The sequence below is a fragment of the Pseudoalteromonas sp. Scap25 genome, assembly GCF_013394125.1.
Taxonomy (GTDB): Bacteria; Pseudomonadota; Gammaproteobacteria; order Enterobacterales; family Alteromonadaceae; genus Pseudoalteromonas.
On record NZ_CP041327.1, the window covers coordinates 120,273 to 137,858 of the forward strand.

The 17,586-nt window shown below is 42.4% G+C and carries 8 protein-coding genes and 2 rRNA genes; 6 read left to right on the forward strand and 4 right to left on the reverse strand.

Going from position 1 to position 17,586, the window contains the following annotated elements; genetic code table 11:
• Positions 1-24: 24 nt before the first annotated feature.
• Entirely contained in the window at positions 25-2,100 is a 2,076-nt protein-coding gene (locus FLM54_RS00600; RefSeq protein WP_178954552.1) for a TonB-dependent siderophore receptor, read from the reverse strand.
• A gap of 193 nt (positions 2,101-2,293) precedes the next feature.
• On the opposite strand from FLM54_RS00600, the gene dbpA reads away from it, so the two are divergent.
• Positions 2,294-3,682, forward strand: a complete 1,389-nt coding sequence (dbpA, locus tag FLM54_RS00605) for an ATP-dependent RNA helicase DbpA (protein WP_178954554.1) — start codon at positions 2,294-2,296, stop codon at positions 3,680-3,682.
• Positions 3,683-3,690: 8 nt separating this feature from the next.
• On the opposite strand, the gene FLM54_RS00610 is transcribed toward dbpA, so the two are convergent.
• Positions 3,691-4,272, reverse strand: a complete 582-nt coding sequence (locus tag FLM54_RS00610; protein ID WP_138571049.1) for a DNA-J related domain-containing protein — start codon at positions 4,270-4,272, stop codon at positions 3,691-3,693.
• Between the two features lie 170 nt (positions 4,273-4,442).
• Here FLM54_RS00610 and FLM54_RS00615 point away from each other — a divergent pair, with 170 nt between their 5' ends.
• A complete protein-coding gene (locus tag FLM54_RS00615) occupies positions 4,443-7,265 on the forward strand; it encodes a tetratricopeptide repeat protein (protein WP_178954556.1) in 2,823 nt (940 codons plus the stop codon).
• Positions 7,266-7,545: 280 nt separating this feature from the next.
• On the opposite strand, the gene rho is transcribed toward FLM54_RS00615, so the two are convergent.
• Positions 7,546-8,805 (reverse strand): transcription termination factor Rho, encoded by a 1,260-nt coding sequence (gene rho, locus FLM54_RS00620; RefSeq protein ID WP_010392671.1) that lies wholly within the window; start codon positions 8,803-8,805, stop codon positions 7,546-7,548.
• Between the two features lie 188 nt (positions 8,806-8,993).
• Positions 8,994-9,320, reverse strand: a complete 327-nt coding sequence (gene trxA / locus FLM54_RS00625) for a thioredoxin TrxA (protein ID WP_008109071.1) — start codon at positions 9,318-9,320, stop codon at positions 8,994-8,996.
• Positions 9,321-9,411: 91 nt separating this feature from the next.
• Between trxA and rhlB the strand changes: the two genes are divergently transcribed.
• From rhlB to FLM54_RS00645, 4 genes are all read left to right on the forward strand, one after another.
• A complete protein-coding gene (gene rhlB, locus FLM54_RS00630) occupies positions 9,412-10,689 on the forward strand; it encodes an ATP-dependent RNA helicase RhlB (RefSeq protein ID WP_138605404.1) in 1,278 nt (425 codons plus the stop codon).
• Between the two features lie 45 nt (positions 10,690-10,734).
• Positions 10,735-12,228: a guanosine-5'-triphosphate,3'-diphosphate diphosphatase gene (gppA, locus tag FLM54_RS00635; RefSeq protein WP_178954558.1), complete on the forward strand. Its 1,494-nt coding sequence runs from the start codon at positions 10,735-10,737 to the stop codon at positions 12,226-12,228.
• A 529-nt stretch (positions 12,229-12,757) separates the two neighbouring features.
• A 16S ribosomal RNA gene (locus FLM54_RS00640) occupies positions 12,758-14,293 on the forward strand.
• 285 nt (positions 14,294-14,578) lie between these two features.
• Positions 14,579-17,463: ribosomal RNA gene (locus FLM54_RS00645) — 23S ribosomal RNA — on the forward strand.
• The 16S and 23S rRNA genes sit together here, the layout of an rRNA operon.
• Positions 17,464-17,586: the final 123 nt, after the last annotated feature.

Here is a 17,586-nt window from a genome sequence, read left to right on the forward strand (position 1 = left end):
ATATGGGCTATATAAAGAATGAGCTTAGAAGCTAAATTGTGCGGCTAAACGCACACTTGTGCCTTCACCTACGGTAACGTTATTTAAACCGCCACCGGCTAGGTAGTTTTTATCGAATAAGTTCTCAATGTTTAAACGTAAGTTAATATCTTTGTTACTTAAGTTAAGCTTGTAGGTTGCGCCAATATCAACACGAGTATAACCCTCTTTTGTTACGGTGTTAGCATTATCAGCAAAACGTTCACCCTCATAAAAAGCACCGGCATTCAAAGCAACAGCGTCATTGAGTTCATAACGTGTCCATAAAGAGGCAGACCATTTTGGTGCATCAGTTGGGCGTTTGCCCTCTAATTCTTCATCACGCTCATAGTTAGCATCTAAATACATGGTTGATGCCATAACAAATAAACGGTCAGTTGCAGCACCTTGAGCTGCAAGCTCAAAGCCTTTATGGCGTTGCTCACCTGCCTGCGTGGTGATGCTCGTTATATCACCGATAGGGTTAACCAGCTCTTCGCTCACTAAGGTGCCTGTTTTGCTAATATCAAATAAGGCACCGCTAAGCATTAATCGTTCATCAAACAGTTGCCATTTTACCCCAATTTCCTTTTGCTCAGAGGTAATAGCATCGAGCTTCATACCGTTATTAACATCTTTTTCATTTACTAATGTTTCGTTTTGCGGCTCAAATCCTTCTGAGTAACTTGCATAAACAGTTGCAGAGGCATGAGGGTGGTAAAGTACGCCGACCTTAGGTACGAACGATTCGTTATTGCTGTTTTCTCTACTTTGTTTATCGTAACGACCACCTAGCGATACTTGCCATTCTGGTGAGAATGAAATTAAATCTTGGATATAAATCCCGTAATAGTCGTAAGCAGACGAGCTAATAGTGTCATCTGATTTGTAACTAATATTAGGGCGATTAGGCTCATTTTGACCGGCAGAAAAATTAATCGTATCAGCAGATGTGCGTAATTGGCCGTAGTAATAATCCAGTGAGTTAGCACCTACAAGTAATTGATGATGTACACCCAAGGTTTCAAATTCGCCAATGAAGTCAATAAAAGCAGTTTTAAACTGCCAATCATCATAGCGATCGTAAGGACGTGACTGGTAACTATCACCTTCGATAAAGTCACTTGGCTTACGTGGTGCTGACTCAAAGCGCTGACGTTCAAACGTTTGCTCATTGTAGCCTAAATTAACTTGCCAGTTATCGGTTAAAAATACTTTGAAATCAATACCCATGTTTTCAACAGTAATGTCGGTAAAGGCCCATGACATATCACGAATTGTTTTGTCATCACCAATAATGTTGGCATCATTATCTATCCAAGCGCCAGTATCTAAGCCTGCTTCGTCATCAGTGCGATCATAATGAACACGTACTAGGGCATTATCGCTAATATCGTAATCAACCACTAAGGCACCTAAGAAGCGATCGCGTTCGCGGTTATCACCATTTTGGTATTCTCGCCAGTATTCAACATCTTGTTTTACTAATACACCACGGGCACGTAAATCTTCAGCCTCGGTGAGTGCGCCGCCAGCATCAAGCATAAAGCGAGTTGAACCATGTTGGTCAACATCGGCACTGGCACTAAATAGCGTTTGTGCAGTTGGCTTTTTAGTTACCATGTTAACTAGGCCACCGGGGCCTGATTGCCCATATAAAATACTTGAAGGGCCTTTAATAACTTCTACTTGCTCTAAAATTTCAATGGGTTGTTGGTAATGAGACCAATGCTGGTGGCCATCACGCAGGTAGCCGGTTGATGAGCTTAATTGAAAACCACGTAAGTTAAATACTTCTCTGTTTCGTTGTTTAGACCCTGCAGTTAAACTAGCATCATTGGTCAATACTTCACCAAGAGTGGTTGCTAGTTGCTCATTAACGATTGTGTCAGTGATTACGGTAACTGACTGTGCGGTATCGAGTAATGAGGTTGAGGTTCTCATTGCCCCACTGGCATTATCTACTTTGTAGTCGTTGAAGTAGCTACCTTTAACTTCAATGCGTTCTATATTTGCGGTGTTGGCAAATGCATTTGCAGAGGTGCTGGCTAAAAGTGCAATAAAAAGAGGGTTAAGTTTCATTAGTGGCTTCCGGCTTAGAATTATTAGAGTAGTAAAACGCCGCAGATCTTAATGAAAACAACTATCATTTGCAATATCTTTATTGCAACTTTTAATCGTACGTTGCTAATGGTTGCTAATTGTTAATTCTGCTATTATTAGCCGCATATTAATTGAGACTTTTCTCAAGTTATTTTTTGCTATGGAATTTACTGTGACTGCAACTGCTTTTTCATCGTTGGCCTTACCTTCAGGGTTAGTTGATAATTTATCAACGCTTGGCTACACCCAAATGACGCCTGTACAGGCGCAAAGCCTACCGCCTGTTTTAAGTGGCAAAGATATTATTGCCCAAGCCAAAACAGGCTCAGGTAAAACAGCGGCATTTAGTTTAGGCGTTTTAGCCAAGCTAAATGTAAAACGCTTTCGTATTCAGTCGCTAGTATTATGCCCAACTCGTGAGCTTGCAGAGCAAGTGGCGGTTGAGATGCGTAAACTAGCGCGTGGTATTCATAACATTAAGATTTTAACTTTGTGTGGTGGGGTTTCAATTGGGCCGCAAATTGGTTCACTCGAACATGGTGCGCATATTATTGTAGGTACACCGGGGCGAGTTGACGATCATATTCGTAAAGGTACATTGCGTTTAGATGATGTTGAAACCCTGGTACTTGATGAAGCCGACCAAATGCTTGATATGGGTTTTCAAGACACCCTCGATGCCATAATTGAACGCATTCCAACCAATCGTCAAACGTTGTTATTTAGCGCTACTTTTCCAAAATCAATCGAAGCCATTGCTAAGCGTGTACTTAGTAATCCAGAAATGATTAAAGTAGAAGAGCAGCAAGAAAAAAGCACGATTAAGCAATACTTCTACAAAATGGATAATAATAAACAGCGCTATCCAACCCTTAAGCTACTACTTCTTAAATTTACCCCGCAAAGCTGTGTGGTGTTTTGTAATACCAAGGTAGAAACGCAGCAAGTATGTGATGACTTAGCCGATGAAGGCTTTAGTGCGGTAGCATTGCATGGTGATTTAGAGCAACGTGACCGTGAGCGTACACTGATTCATTTTGCGAATAAGAGTGCGTCTATTTTAGTCGCTACTGATGTAGCTGCACGAGGCTTAGATATTGATGATATGGACATGGTAATTAACTATCACTTAGCTCACGATCCACAAACTCATGTACATCGTGTTGGCCGTACCGGACGAGCAGGTAAAAAAGGGATTGCGTGTTCTATTTATGGTGAGGCAGAGCAATTTAAAGTGGCTCAAATTGGCGACCATTACGAGCGTGACTTTAATCCTGAGCCAATGCCATCTTATAACCTATTAGATAAGCCGCCATACAAACCTGAAATGGTGACGCTGATGATAGATGCAGGCAAAAAGCAAAAAGTGCGCGCGGGTGATATTTTAGGCGCATTAACCGGAAAAGACGGTGTTGCTGGGCGCCAAGTTGGTAAAATCAACGTACTTGATAACGTGGCATTTGTTGCGGTAGAGCGTAACTCATCTAAACCAGCGTTACGCAAATTAACCGAAGGTAATATTAAAGGACGTAAAATTCGTGCTCGTCGGCTAACGCGTTAACTCTCGATCTAATCTGAGCAACTCGCCTTGAGTTGCTCATACTCTATTTTTAGTTGTTTAAACACCTCATTGTCACCTCCTTGTTTATCTGGATGATGCTGCACTGCAAGTTGTCGCCAACGCTTTTGTAATGCTTTTAGTGTGACTGGCGATGTTAATTGCCAACGCACCAGCAGTTGTTGTTGCTGCTCATTACTCAGCGGAATTTCGCGATAAGTAGGCCTACTAAATTGCTGCCAAAAGCTATCTAATAACGCCTTGACTTCATCCGTAGATGTTTCAAAATTTTGCCAGTTTAAATAATAGTCGCGTAGTGGATCGTTAGGATGTAGTTGGTTATAACTGGAACTGTTTACTAGTTCAATATGTAAGCTTTTAACGACTAATTGTTGTTTTGGCATTAATTGCTGTTGTAGCTGATAAAGCGCATTCATAATTAAAAAATTGCGCTTAAATAGGTCGCGCTCAGGCTCGGCAGCTAAAGTATCAAGAAACCCACGTTGTTTTAACTCAGATGCTAAAGTATGAACCATCCACACTTTTTTATTGATTAATAGTTCAAAAATCTCATCTATCAGAGGGTTAAGCATTGTTTACAATCTATTAATTAGTGTATCTTGGATAAATTATCATATACCCAAATAACATTAAACCCCAAGGAGTGGGCGTGAGTGCCTGTTTTGAATTGGTCTAAATTAGATGTTTATACTTGGTTTGGGTGTCGTTTTGTTATGGCTAGCAAGGATTTAAGGATATTTTTATGCTGACTCAGTTAAAGCGCATCTGCTTTATTGGCTTTTTGGCTGTTTTAAGTAGTGCATCAAATGACGCTTTATCAAATGAGCAGCCAAGTTTGTTTGAGCAGTTTAACCTTGAACAAGCATGGCCTGAAAAGCATCGCCTTGCAACCGATATCTTATCGAACCCTGATGTTCCAAATTTACAACGCATTACTATTTATAGCGATTTAGCTGAGCTGGCTTTTGCGCAAAGTGATTTAGCCAATGCACTAAAATATTTTAAATTGCTAGAGACCAGTAGTACGTTAAAAGATCAGCCTAAACTTTTCTTTCGTGCGATTAAAATGCAAGGAGTTGTGCTTTATTATCAAGGGTTAGTGCAACAAGCGGTCGTTGATTATAGCCGCGCGTTAAACATCGCAATTGCGCTTAAAAGTCCGATAAAGCAGGCTAATTTACTTAGTAATATCGGGCTTGCTTATTTTGATATGTATAACATGGAGCTAGCTCTTGATTATTATCAACAAGCCAAAGTAATTTATGAAAAAGAGGGAAGCGCACAAGATAAGGCCGATATATTACATAATATTGCCGGTATTTATATTCGTCTCTCTCGATATGAGTCAGCTCTTGAGATGTACCGTGAGGTTTTAAAAGTTTTTCAAGAACTTGGCGATGAAGACGGTGTTGCCCAAGCATACGGTAATATGGGAGTAGCTTACACAGAATCGAGACAGTACCAATTAGCACTGCATTATAATCAGTTGGCCTTACGTTACTATCAAAGCGTTAATAATGCGTTTCAACTTTCTACTAAGCATACAAATTTAGCCACCATCAACCTTAAGCTAAATAAATTTGATGTTGCCTTTTATCACGCTAATGCGGGCCAACAATTTGCAATAGAGGCAGATAATAAGTCTTTATTGGCGGCAGCGTTACATGTGTTGTCAATTGTTCAATTTGTACAAGGTGATACGCAAAGTGCCAAACAAACCTCAGAGCACTCAATTACCCTTGCCAAAGAGTACAATAATGGCATGCGTATTAAAGATGGCTTAGGAATTGAAGCACTAATAAATGCGAGCTTAGGGGATTATGAAAAAGCGCTAAATTTACACCAACAGTACGTTGATTATCAGCGTAGTGTGAATACCGAAGAAGCCTCAAAAGCGGTCAGTCAATTTCAAATCCAGTTTGAATCGAATCAGCTAAACCAAGAAATTAAACAATTAAAACAACAACAATACTTACAAGAATTGCAAATAGCTAAACGTTCACAGTTAACGTTTTTGTTGGTGATTGTTGCCATATTAATTTTAATTACGGTAATTGCTGTTTATAAGCGCCGAACAGAAAAGCAAGCTAAGTTAAAGTTAAGCGAACAAGTTGAACAGCGTACCAAAGAGCTACAAAGTGTGGCACAGGAGCTGCGTGAAGCAAACGAGGTGAAAAGCCAGTTTTTAGCGAATATAAGCCATGAAATTAGAACACCGTTAACTGCTATTTTGGCACAAACTGATGATCTTATTAATGGTCTATATAAGCCGGAACAGTTACAAGATGAGCTTAGAGTAATACAACGTCAAAGTGAGCATTTAAAAAGCTTGATTAATGATGTGTTGGACTTAAGTAAGATAGAGGCAAACCGGTTAGAACTTAATATTAGTTGTTTTGATGTGGTGCAGCTTATCAACGATATTCACGCTATGTTTTCTCCTCAAACTAAAGCGAAAGACTTATCGTTAGTTTTAGATTGCCAGTTAGAAAAATCCTATTTTACGCGATTAGATTTAATGCGAGTAAAACAAATTCTTATTAATTTATGTGCTAATGCCATTAAGTTTACTCATAAAGGGCAAGTAACTATTGGTGTTAGTAAAACCGAGCAAGGGTTACTCTTTTCGATTAAAGACACTGGGATTGGTATGAGCTCATCTCAACTTAAACTTATTTTTGAGTGCTTTAGCCAAGCCGATAACAGTATTAGTCGACGTTTTGGTGGCACAGGACTAGGTTTGAGCTTGTCGCAGCAATTGGCGGCGATGATGGGTGGCTATATAAGTGTGCAGAGTGAGTTTAAAAAAGGCAGTGAGTTTTCATTTTATTTGCCCTGTATACAAGTTGAAGAGCAAGTTTGCCATGACGATCAGCAAGCAAAGTCTGATGATCGACATAGATTATTATCGGGTAAAGTGGTTCTTGCTGAAGATCACAGTGATAACCGCAAACTGATTAGTCGTTATTTACATTCTCTTGGGCTGGAAGTGATTGCCGTTGAAAACGGTGAGCAAGCAGTAGAACAAAGTTTAAAGCTATACCCAGATTTAGTACTGTTAGATATTCAAATGCCAGTTATGGATGGTATTTCTGCGTTTGAACTACTCAAGCAATGTGGTTATGAACAGCCTATTTTAGCATTAACGGCCAATGCCATGAGCCACGAAATTGACCATTACCTATCACTTGGGTTTAGTGACTATTTAGCAAAGCCAATCGATAAAGAGTCTTTTTATACTGTGCTAGCAAAATACTTAAATGCTGCAAATACAGAGGTATCAACTGAACAGATTCATGTTGATATGAGTGATTTAGTAACGAGCTTTCAACAAAGTTTAGCCGAAGAAAGCGAGCTTATTAAGCGACACTTTAAAGATGCTGATTATCAGGCGCTGCAAAAAGATAGCCATCGAGTGTTAGGGGCGGCACAAATGTTCGAGTTTAAAGACATAGCCTTAGCGGCAAAAGCGCTAGACGATGAATTACTTCAGCCACAAATAAATACGCAAAGGCTAACAACATTAGTGAATAACTTACAGGCACTGTTTAAAAAATACGAATAAATTAACTTAACCTGAACTCCGGATAATAAATCCATCTCAAGCAGCTATTTTCAGCGCTAACTGCGTTGAATTTATTTGCAATAGGCGAGCTATTGACGCGTAATTTCGCCTTGTTTTCACTAAAAATCTCTAGCTAGATAAAAATAAGCACAAATATTTTTTTGATTCAATATGTTAGTAAATCTCTTAACCAGAGTTCAGGTTAATCTACTCTAAAAACAAAAAAGACACCATTTGGTGTCTTTTTTATTTAAAAACGTTGATTTAACTAGAGTTTAGCTTACTTACGTTTCATCGAATCAAAAAACTCATCGTTGGTTTTACTCATCGATAGTTTATCAATTAAAAATTCCATGGCGTCAATTTCTGACATGTCATGTACTATTTTACGTAAAATCCACAGCTTTTGTAGTTCATCTGGCTTAGTGAGTAACTCTTCACGGCGTGTACCAGAGCGATTAAAGTCGATAGCTGGGAATACACGTTTTTCCGCAATTTTACGGTTAAGGTGTAGTTCCATGTTACCTGTACCTTTAAACTCTTCGTAGATAACTTCATCCATTTTAGAGCCGGTATCAATAAGGGCCGTTGCAATAATTGTTAAGCTACCGCCTTCTTCAACATTACGTGCAGCACCAAAGAAACGCTTAGGTTTATGAAGCGCATTAGCATCTACACCACCGGTTAGTACTTTACCTGATGATGGAATAACCGTGTTATATGCACGTGCTAAACGGGTGATTGAATCAAGCAAGATAACCACATCTTTTTTATGCTCAACTAAGCGCTTTGCTTTTTCGATAACCATTTCCGCAACTTGCACGTGGCGAGAAGCTGGCTCATCGAATGTTGATGCAATAACTTCACCTTTTACTAGGCGTTGCATCTCAGTAACTTCTTCCGGGCGCTCATCAATAAGTAAAACCATTAATGTAACGTCAGGGTGGTTATGTGTGATTGATTGCGCAATATTTTGTAGCAACATTGTTTTACCCGCTTTTGGCGGTGCTACTAATAATCCACGTTGGCCGCGGCCAATTGGTGATGCCAAATCAAGAACTCGTGCGGTAATATCTTCTTTACTGCCGTTACCGCGTTCCATACGAAAACGTTCGTTTGCATGAAGTGGGGTTAGGTTTTCAAAAAGGATTTTAGTGCGAGAGTTTTCAGGTTTATCAAAGTTAACTTCATTTACTTTAAGCAAAGCAAAGTAACGCTCACCGTCTTTTGGTGGACGAATAAGACCTGAAATAGAGTCGCCAGTACGCATACTAAAGCGGCGAATTTGACTCGGAGATACATAAATATCATCTGGGCCTGCTAAGTAAGAAGCTTCTGATGATCTTAGAAAGCCAAAACCATCTTGCAAAATTTCTAAAACACCACCACCGAAGATATTCTCTCCGCCTTTGGCGTGTGATTTAAGAATTGCAAAAATGATATCTTGCTTTCTCAAACGGGCTACGTTTTCGAGCCCCATGGACTCAGCTTGGTTTACAAGCTCTTTTATAGACTTGTCTTTTAATTCGCGTAAATGCATATTGGTGGGTTCTTTATTACAGTTGTCATACTCAAAATCGCTTTATTAGATCGTTGAGTGAGGTTCGTTGAATATAACTAAGGATTAGTTGGCTTTATAAACTAGCAGGTCATTACAGCAGCGTCCAGTACTTCTGCAAAATAAATTATAAAAAAAGGGCTGAGAGCCCTTTTTTTAATTAACACTTATTAGATGTTATTTTCTAAAAACTCAACTAATTGTGTTTTTGATAGTGCGCCTACTTTAGTTGCAGCTACTTGACCATCTTTGAAAAGTAGTAGTGTAGGGATACCACGAATACCAAACTTTGGTGGTGTGCCTGCATTTTGGTCAATGTTTAATTTAGTGATAGTTACACGGCCATCAAACTCATCAGCAACTTCGCTTAGAATTGGGGCGATCATCTTACACGGTCCGCACCATTCTGCCCAAAAGTCTACTAGTACAGGTTTGTCTGATTGTAATACGTCAGCTTCAAAGCTATCGTCGGTAATTTGGATTATTTTCTCGCTCATTGCGCTCTCCGGTTTAGTTAGGCGAAATATTTAGTGCGTATTTAAACACTCTTGTTTCTTATTGCAAGTTTAAACGTTATGCTTAAACGCTATGACTAAGACACATTTGACCGATAAAAAGTTTTCAGACTTTGCTATTGCACCGGAAGTGGTTGCCGGGTTAACCGAAAGTGGGTTTGAATATTGCACACCCATTCAAGCTAAATGCCTACCTTTTATTTGTGAAGGGCGCGATATTGCGGGCCAAGCACAAACAGGTACTGGCAAAACGTTGGCATTTTTAACTGCCACGTGCCACCGGTTATTACAATCTAGCAAAGCACCTAGTAAACATCCAAGAGCCCTGATCATGGCCCCAACTCGGGAGCTTGCGATTCAGATACACAAAGATGCAAAAATTTTAGCGCCGCACTGTAATCTTAACTTAGGTTTAGTATATGGTGGCGAAGATTACGAAAAACAACGTGCACAACTAGAAAAAGGCGTTGATATTTTAATTGGCACCACAGGTCGCCTAATCGATTTATATAAGCAAGGCTGTTACACCCTTAATGAAATTGAGGTAGTCGTGCTAGATGAAGCCGATCGTATGTTCGATTTGGGTTTTATTAAAGATATTCGTTATATGTTCCGTCGTATGCCAGATACGTCAGAGCGTTTAAACTTATTATTCTCTGCTACGCTATCGTACCGTGTACAAGAGCTTGCATTTGAACACATGACTAACCCTGAGCATGTGCAAATAGAGCCCGATGTAAAAACAGGTAAACGTATTAAAGAAGAGCTATTTCATCCTTCACAAGAAGATAAAATTAAGCTGTTGTTAACCTTGATTGAAGAAGAATGGCCTGAGAAAGCCATTGTTTTTGCAAATACTAAGCATAGCTGTGAAACCGTATATGCATGGTTAAAAGCAGACGGACATCGCGTGGGCATGCTCACCGGTGATGTAAACCAAAAGAAACGCCAGTCAATACTCGCGCAATTTAGTAAAGGCGAGCTAGACTTTTTAGTGGCTACCGATGTTGCTGCACGTGGTTTACATATTCCAGAAGTAAGTCATGTATTTAACTTTGACTTACCTGACGATTGCGAAGATTACGTTCACCGCATTGGTCGTACAGCTCGAGCAGGCGCTTCAGGTCATGCAATTAGTTTTGCGTGTGAGCAATATGCTTATAACCTTCATGAAATTGAAGAATACATTGAGCACAGCATTCCATTATCACATTACGATAAAAGTGCATTGCTAGATGATTTAACGAAGCCGACTATTCATAGAAAGCGTAATTTTTCTACTGGTCCACGTAATCGTAGTAATAACAACGGACGTCGCCCAAATAATGGTTACCAAAAAGGACGGTCTTAACCGACCGTTAGTTTGATTGTATTTGTAACTAGAGGTTTTTGAACGGTGGGGCAACTTAAACCGCAAAAAAATGTATATGCAGTCATTGATTTAGGCTCAAATAGCTTTCATATGCTTATTGCTAAGTCAATGGCGGGCGGCCTGCAAACTATAGGGCGCGTGAAACGTAAAGTAAGACTCGCAGCTGGGCTTGATGATAATAATTTATTGAGCTTAGAGGCTATGCAACGAGGCTGGGAGTGTTTGGCCTTGTTTGCAGAGCGGTTGCAAGATATTCCCACGCAGAACATCACCATTGTTGCCACTGCAACACTTCGCTTAGCAACCAACGCCGACGACTTTAAACTACGTGCTGAAGAAATATTAGGGCATAAAGTGAATGTTATTAGTGGCGAGCTAGAAGCGCGAACTATTTATAAAGGGGTTGCGCATACCTCTTCATGTACTGGCAAGCAGCTGGTTATTGATATTGGTGGAGCGAGTACTGAGGTTGTTATTGGCCAAGGTTTTGAAGCGCGTCACTATAAAAGCCTTAATATTGGCTGCGTGACTTTTCTCGAACGCTACTTTAAAGATTGCCAATTAAATGAAGCAAACTTTAATGCTGCGATAAAAGCAGCACGAAATGTTATTGATGAAATAGCACCTGAATATAAAACGGCTGGTTGGCAACTTGCCTCTGGTGCGTCAGGTACTGTGCAAGCTATTCAAGAAATTATGGTGGCACAAAATTTAAATGAAATGCTCACCCTTGAAAAGCTATACACCATCAAACAACAATCCATAGCCTATAAAACAATAGCTGAACTCGACTTGCCTGGGTTAAGTGAAGAGCGACGGTTAGTGTTTGTATCTGGGCTGGCTATTTTAATTGCACTATTTGAGTCTCTTGAAATAGAACAAATGGGGTTAGCGGGTGGTGCTCTTCGTGAAGGTGTTTTATATAGCATGCTACCGGAGCTTCATAATACCGACATTCGTCAACGCACTATTGATGGTTTTATGAATCGTTATCATGTTGATCAAAAGCAAGCATCTCGAGTTTCAAGTTTAGCATTACTGCTAGCTAATGAAGTCAGTCAGTACTGGCCGGTTGCAGCGCAAAGTGGATTGCCGCTTTTAAATGCCGTCGCGCAGCTGCATGAAATAGGTTTGTTAATAGAGTATAAGCAGTACCATAAACACACCGCTTATATTTTAGAAAATACCGACATGCCTGGTTTTTCGCAATCAGAGCATAAAGTAATTGTTGCTATAGCACATAGCCATCGCTCAGACCTTCAAAAAGGATGCTTAGATCATTTAGGTGCACATAGTAGTGTTGCTGCGTATATTGTTCGACTATTACGTATTGCTGTTATTTTATCGATGCGCCGACAAGATGACGTGTTGCCAAACTTCAAGATAACAGCTGAGAATGAAGAGTTAGCGATTCAATTTGAAAATAATTGGTTAAAAAAGCATCCGCTGATGGCAAGTGAACTAAATCAAGAGATTAAATATCAGAAAAAATGCGGTTGGAAACTTAAAGTTAGCTAGTTAAACCTACTTTTCCGTAGTTTTTAGTGGTTAAAATGAGCGTTTAGGCTAAATATCCAGCGAACAGTCATTTATTTCAAGTTTTATTCAAAAAAGGGTTGATCTGTTTTCGGATCTCCCTATAATGCGACCCCACTGAGACGGCAGAGCGCAACGCATAGCGAGGCACGAGCTACTCAGTGAGTCGAGTAAAACTTAGTTCTGAAAACTTTCAAGTTTAGCAAAATTAAGTGTTGACAAAAAAATAGGAAAGCGTAATATGCGCAGCCCTAGCGAGATAAAGTTTAACGCTTTAATCGCAACGTTCTTTAACAATATAAAGCAATCATCTGTGTGGGCACTCGTACAGATTGAGTTCTAACAGCCAAGCTACTTAGGTAGTGAGGCAAACAAATTTAGAGTCTCAATTGAAACTGAGTGACCAACAGCAATAACTACTTCGGTAGGAATTGCAGCACAGTCAATTCAATATCGAAAGATATTAAATAAATTCAGAATTCATTGAGCTGTCGAAAGACATAAAACTTTTTAATTGAAGAGTTTGATCATGGCTCAGATTGAACGCTGGCGGCAGGCCTAACACATGCAAGTCGAGCGGTAACAGAAAGTAGCTTGCTACTTTGCTGACGAGCGGCGGACGGGTGAGTAATGCTTGGGAACATGCCTTGAGGTGGGGGACAACAGTTGGAAACGACTGCTAATACCGCATAATGTCTACGGACCAAAGGGGGCTTCGGCTCTCGCCTTTAGATTGGCCCAAGTGGGATTAGCTAGTTGGTGAGGTAATGGCTCACCAAGGCGACGATCCCTAGCTGGTTTGAGAGGATGATCAGCCACACTGGGACTGAGACACGGCCCAGACTCCTACGGGAGGCAGCAGTGGGGAATATTGCACAATGGGCGCAAGCCTGATGCAGCCATGCCGCGTGTGTGAAGAAGGCCTTCGGGTTGTAAAGCACTTTCAGTCAGGAGGAAAGGTTAGTAGTTAATACCTGCTAGCTGTGACGTTACTGACAGAAGAAGCACCGGCTAACTCCGTGCCAGCAGCCGCGGTAATACGGAGGGTGCGAGCGTTAATCGGAATTACTGGGCGTAAAGCGTACGCAGGCGGTTTGTTAAGCGAGATGTGAAAGCCCCGGGCTCAACCTGGGAACTGCATTTCGAACTGGCAAACTAGAGTGTGATAGAGGGTGGTAGAATTTCAGGTGTAGCGGTGAAATGCGTAGAGATCTGAAGGAATACCGATGGCGAAGGCAGCCACCTGGGTCAACACTGACGCTCATGTACGAAAGCGTGGGGAGCAAACAGGATTAGATACCCTGGTAGTCCACGCCGTAAACGATGTCTACTAGAAGCTCGGAACCTCGGTTCTGTTTTTCAAAGCTAACGCATTAAGTAGACCGCCTGGGGAGTACGGCCGCAAGGTTAAAACTCAAATGAATTGACGGGGGCCCGCACAAGCGGTGGAGCATGTGGTTTAATTCGATGCAACGCGAAGAACCTTACCTACACTTGACATACAGAGAACTTACCAGAGATGGTTTGGTGCCTTCGGGAACTCTGATACAGGTGCTGCATGGCTGTCGTCAGCTCGTGTTGTGAGATGTTGGGTTAAGTCCCGCAACGAGCGCAACCCCTATCCTTAGTTGCTAGCAGGTAATGCTGAGAACTCTAAGGAGACTGCCGGTGATAAACCGGAGGAAGGTGGGGACGACGTCAAGTCATCATGGCCCTTACGTGTAGGGCTACACACGTGCTACAATGGCGCATACAGAGTGCTGCGAACTCGCGAGAGTAAGCGAATCACTTAAAGTGCGTCGTAGTCCGGATTGGAGTCTGCAACTCGACTCCATGAAGTCGGAATCGCTAGTAATCGCGTATCAGAATGACGCGGTGAATACGTTCCCGGGCCTTGTACACACCGCCCGTCACACCATGGGAGTGGGTTGCTCCAGAAGTAGATAGTCTAACCCTCGGGAGGACGTTTACCACGGAGTGATTCATGACTGGGGTGAAGTCGTAACAAGGTAGCCCTAGGGGAACCTGGGGCTGGATCACCTCCTTATACGATTTAGAACTTATTTGTTCGTAGTGTCCACACAGATGATTGTTAGTTAGTTTGCTCTTTGAGTTTACTAATTAATATGCTCTTTAAAAATTTGGAAAAGCTGATAATAAAATTCGTATGAATACATTGTATTTGTACAGAGTTTTCAAAAGTAAAAAAGAATGATAGCAGTATCATTCAGTGCCATTTAATCCTCGGATTAATTGGTATCTACTTTAGTATTCAATATTAACTTCTGGCGAAGTTAAACTGTCACAAAACAAAGACCCGTTTGGGTTGTATGGTTAAGTGACTAAGCGTACACGGTGGATGCCTTGGCAGTTGGAGGCGATGAAGGACGTATTAACTTGCGATAAGCCTAGTCAAGCTAGTAAAAAGCACTTGAGACTAGGATTTCCGAATGGGGAAACCCACCTGCTTGCAGGTATCGTTAACTGAATACATAGGTTAACGAGGCGAACGCGGAGAACTGAAACATCTAAGTACCCGTAGGAAAAGAAATCAACCGAGATTCCGATAGTAGCGGCGAGCGAAATCGGAACAGCCCTTAAGCTTATTATGTGTTAATGGAAGGCTCTGGAAAGTGCCACGATACAGGGTGATAGTCCCGTACATGAAAACGCATTTTAAGTGAAATCGAGTAGGTCGGAGCACGTGAAACTTTGACTGAATATAGGTGGACCATCATCTAAGGCTAAATACTCCCAACTGACCGATAGTGAACCAGTACCGTGAGGGAAAGGCGAAAAGAACCCCTGTGAGGGGAGTGAAATAGAACCTGAAACCGTGTACGTACAAGCAGTAGGAGCCCCTCGAGGGTGACTGCGTACCTTTTGTATAATGGGTCAGCGACTTATATTTTGTAGCGAGGTTAACCGATTAGGGTAGCCGTAGGGAAACCGAGTCTTAACTGGGCGAATAGTTGCAAGGTATAGACCCGAAACCCGGTGATCTAGCCATGGGCAGGTTGAAGATTGAGTAACATCAATTGGAGGACCGAACCCACTAACGTTGAAAAGTTAGGGGATGACCTGTGGTTAGGAGTGAAAGGCTAATCAAACCGGGAGATAGCTGGTTCTCCCCGAAATCTATTTAGGTAGAGCCTCGGACGAATACTTACGGGGGTAGAGCACTGTTAAGGCTAGGGGGTCATCCCGACTTACCAACCCTTTGCAAACTCCGAATACCGTAAAGTAATATCCGGGAGACACACGGCGGGTGCTAACGTCCGTCGTGAAGAGGGAAACAACCCAGACCGCCAGCTAAGGTCCCAAAGTCATAGTTAAGTGGGAAACGATGTGGAAAGGCCCAGACAGCCAGGAGGTTGGCTTAGAAGCAGCCATCCTTTAAAGAAAGCGTAATAGCTCACTGGTCGAGTCGGTCTGCGCGGAAGATGTAACGGGGCTAAACTATGCACCGAAGCTGCGGATTCAGAATTTATTCTGAGTGGTAGGGGAGCGTTCTGTAAGCGGTTGAAGGTGTACCGGGAGGTATGCTGGACGTATCAGAAGTGCGAATGCTGACATGAGTAACGATAATGCGGGTGAAAAACCCGCACGCCGGAAGACCAAGGGTTCCTATCCCATGTTAATCAGGGTAGGGTAAGTCGACCCCTAAGGCGAGGCCGAAAGGCGTAGTCGATGGGAAACGGATTAATATTTCCGTACTTGGTATAATTGCGATGGGGGGACGGAGCAGGCTAAGCAAGCATGGCGATGGTAGTCCATGTGAAAGTGTGTAGGCTAGTGACTTAGGTAAATCCGGGTTGCTGTTAGGCTGAGACACGAGACGAGTCACTACGGTGATGAAGTTGCTGATGCCATACTTCCAGGAAAAGCCTCTAAGCTTCAGATTATACCGAATCGTACCCCAAACCGACACAGGTGGTCAGGTAGAGAATACTAAGGCGCTTGAGAGAACTCGGGTGAAGGAACTAGGCAAAATCGTACCGTAACTTCGGGAGAAGGTACGCTCCGATTGGTGATGAGACTTGCTCTCTAAGCTGATTGGAGCCGCAGTGACCAGGTGGCTGGGACTGTTTATTAAAAACACAGCACTGTGCAAAATCGCAAGATGACGTATACGGTGTGACACCTGCCCGGTGCCGGAAGGTTAATTGATGGGGTTATCTTCGGAGAAGCTCTTGATCGAAGCCCCGGTAAACGGCGGCCGTAACTATAACGGTCCTAAGGTAGCGAAATTCCTTGTCGGGTAAGTTCCGACCTGCACGAATGGTGTAACCATGGCCACGCTGTCTCCACCCGAGACTCAGTGAAATTGAAATCGCAGTGAAGATGCTGTGTACCCGCGGCTAGACGGAAAGACCCCGTGAACCTTTACTACAGCTTGGCACTGAACATTGAACCTACATGTGTAGGATAGGTGGGAGACTTTGAAGCAGAGACGCTAGTTTTTGTGGAGTCGTCCTTGAAATACCACCCTTGTAGTTTTGATGTTCTAACGTTGGCCCCTGAATCGGGGTTACGGACAGTGCCTGGTGGGTAGTTTGACTGGGGCGGTCTCCTCCCAAAGAGTAACGGAGGAGCACGAAGGTTGGCTAAGTACGGTCGGACATCGTACGGTTAGTGTAATGGTAGAAGCCAGCTTAACTGCGAGACAGACACGTCGAGCAGGTACGAAAGTAGGTCATAGTGATCCGGTGGTTCTGAATGGAAGGGCCATCGCTCAACGGATAAAAGGTACTCCGGGGATAACAGGCTGATACCGCCCAAGAGTTCATATCGACGGCGGTGTTTGGCACCTCGATGTCGGCTCATCACATCCTGGGGCTGAAGTCGGTCCCAAGGGTATGGCTGTTCGCCATTTAAAGTGGTACGCGAGCTGGGTTTAGAACGTCGTGAGACAGTTCGGTCCCTATCTGCCGTGGGCGTTTGAGAATTGAGAGGGGTTGCTCCTAGTACGAGAGGACCGGAGTGAACGAACCGCTGGTGTTCGGGTTGTCATGCCAATGGCATTGCCCGGTAGCTACGTTCGGAACTGATAAGCGCTGAAAGCATCTAAGCGCGAAGCAGGCCTCGAGATGAGTTCTCACTAGACTTTTAAAGTCTCTGAAGGGCCGTTGAAGACTACAACGTTGATAGGCAAGATGTGGAAGTGGTGTGAGCCATTAAGCTAACTTGTACTAATTACCCGTGAGGCTTAACCATACAACGCCAAACGCGTTTTATGTGATAGTGAAACAAGCGAAGAAGTTAATAGACTAAAGTAGATTACTGAAAACTTTTATTATCAGAAATTCCAAATTTTAGTTAGTGCGTAGCGATACGGAC

Excerpts from the sequence above, each read along its gene's own strand:
- trxA (WP_008109071.1), bottom strand. The coding sequence starts at position 9,320 with ATGAGCGAGAAAATAATCCAAATTACCGACGATAGCTTTGAAGCTGAC.
- rhlB (WP_138605404.1), top strand. The coding sequence starts at position 9,412 with ATGACTAAGACACATTTGACCGATAAAAAGTTTTCAGACTTTGCTATT.
- FLM54_RS00615 (WP_178954556.1), top strand. The coding sequence starts at position 4,443 with ATGCTGACTCAGTTAAAGCGCATCTGCTTTATTGGCTTTTTGGCTGTT.
- FLM54_RS00600 (WP_178954552.1), bottom strand. The coding sequence starts at position 2,100 with ATGAAACTTAACCCTCTTTTTATTGCACTTTTAGCCAGCACCTCTGCA.
- FLM54_RS00610 (WP_138571049.1), bottom strand. The coding sequence starts at position 4,272 with ATGCTTAACCCTCTGATAGATGAGATTTTTGAACTATTAATCAATAAA.
- rho (WP_010392671.1), bottom strand. The coding sequence starts at position 8,805 with ATGCATTTACGCGAATTAAAAGACAAGTCTATAAAAGAGCTTGTAAAC.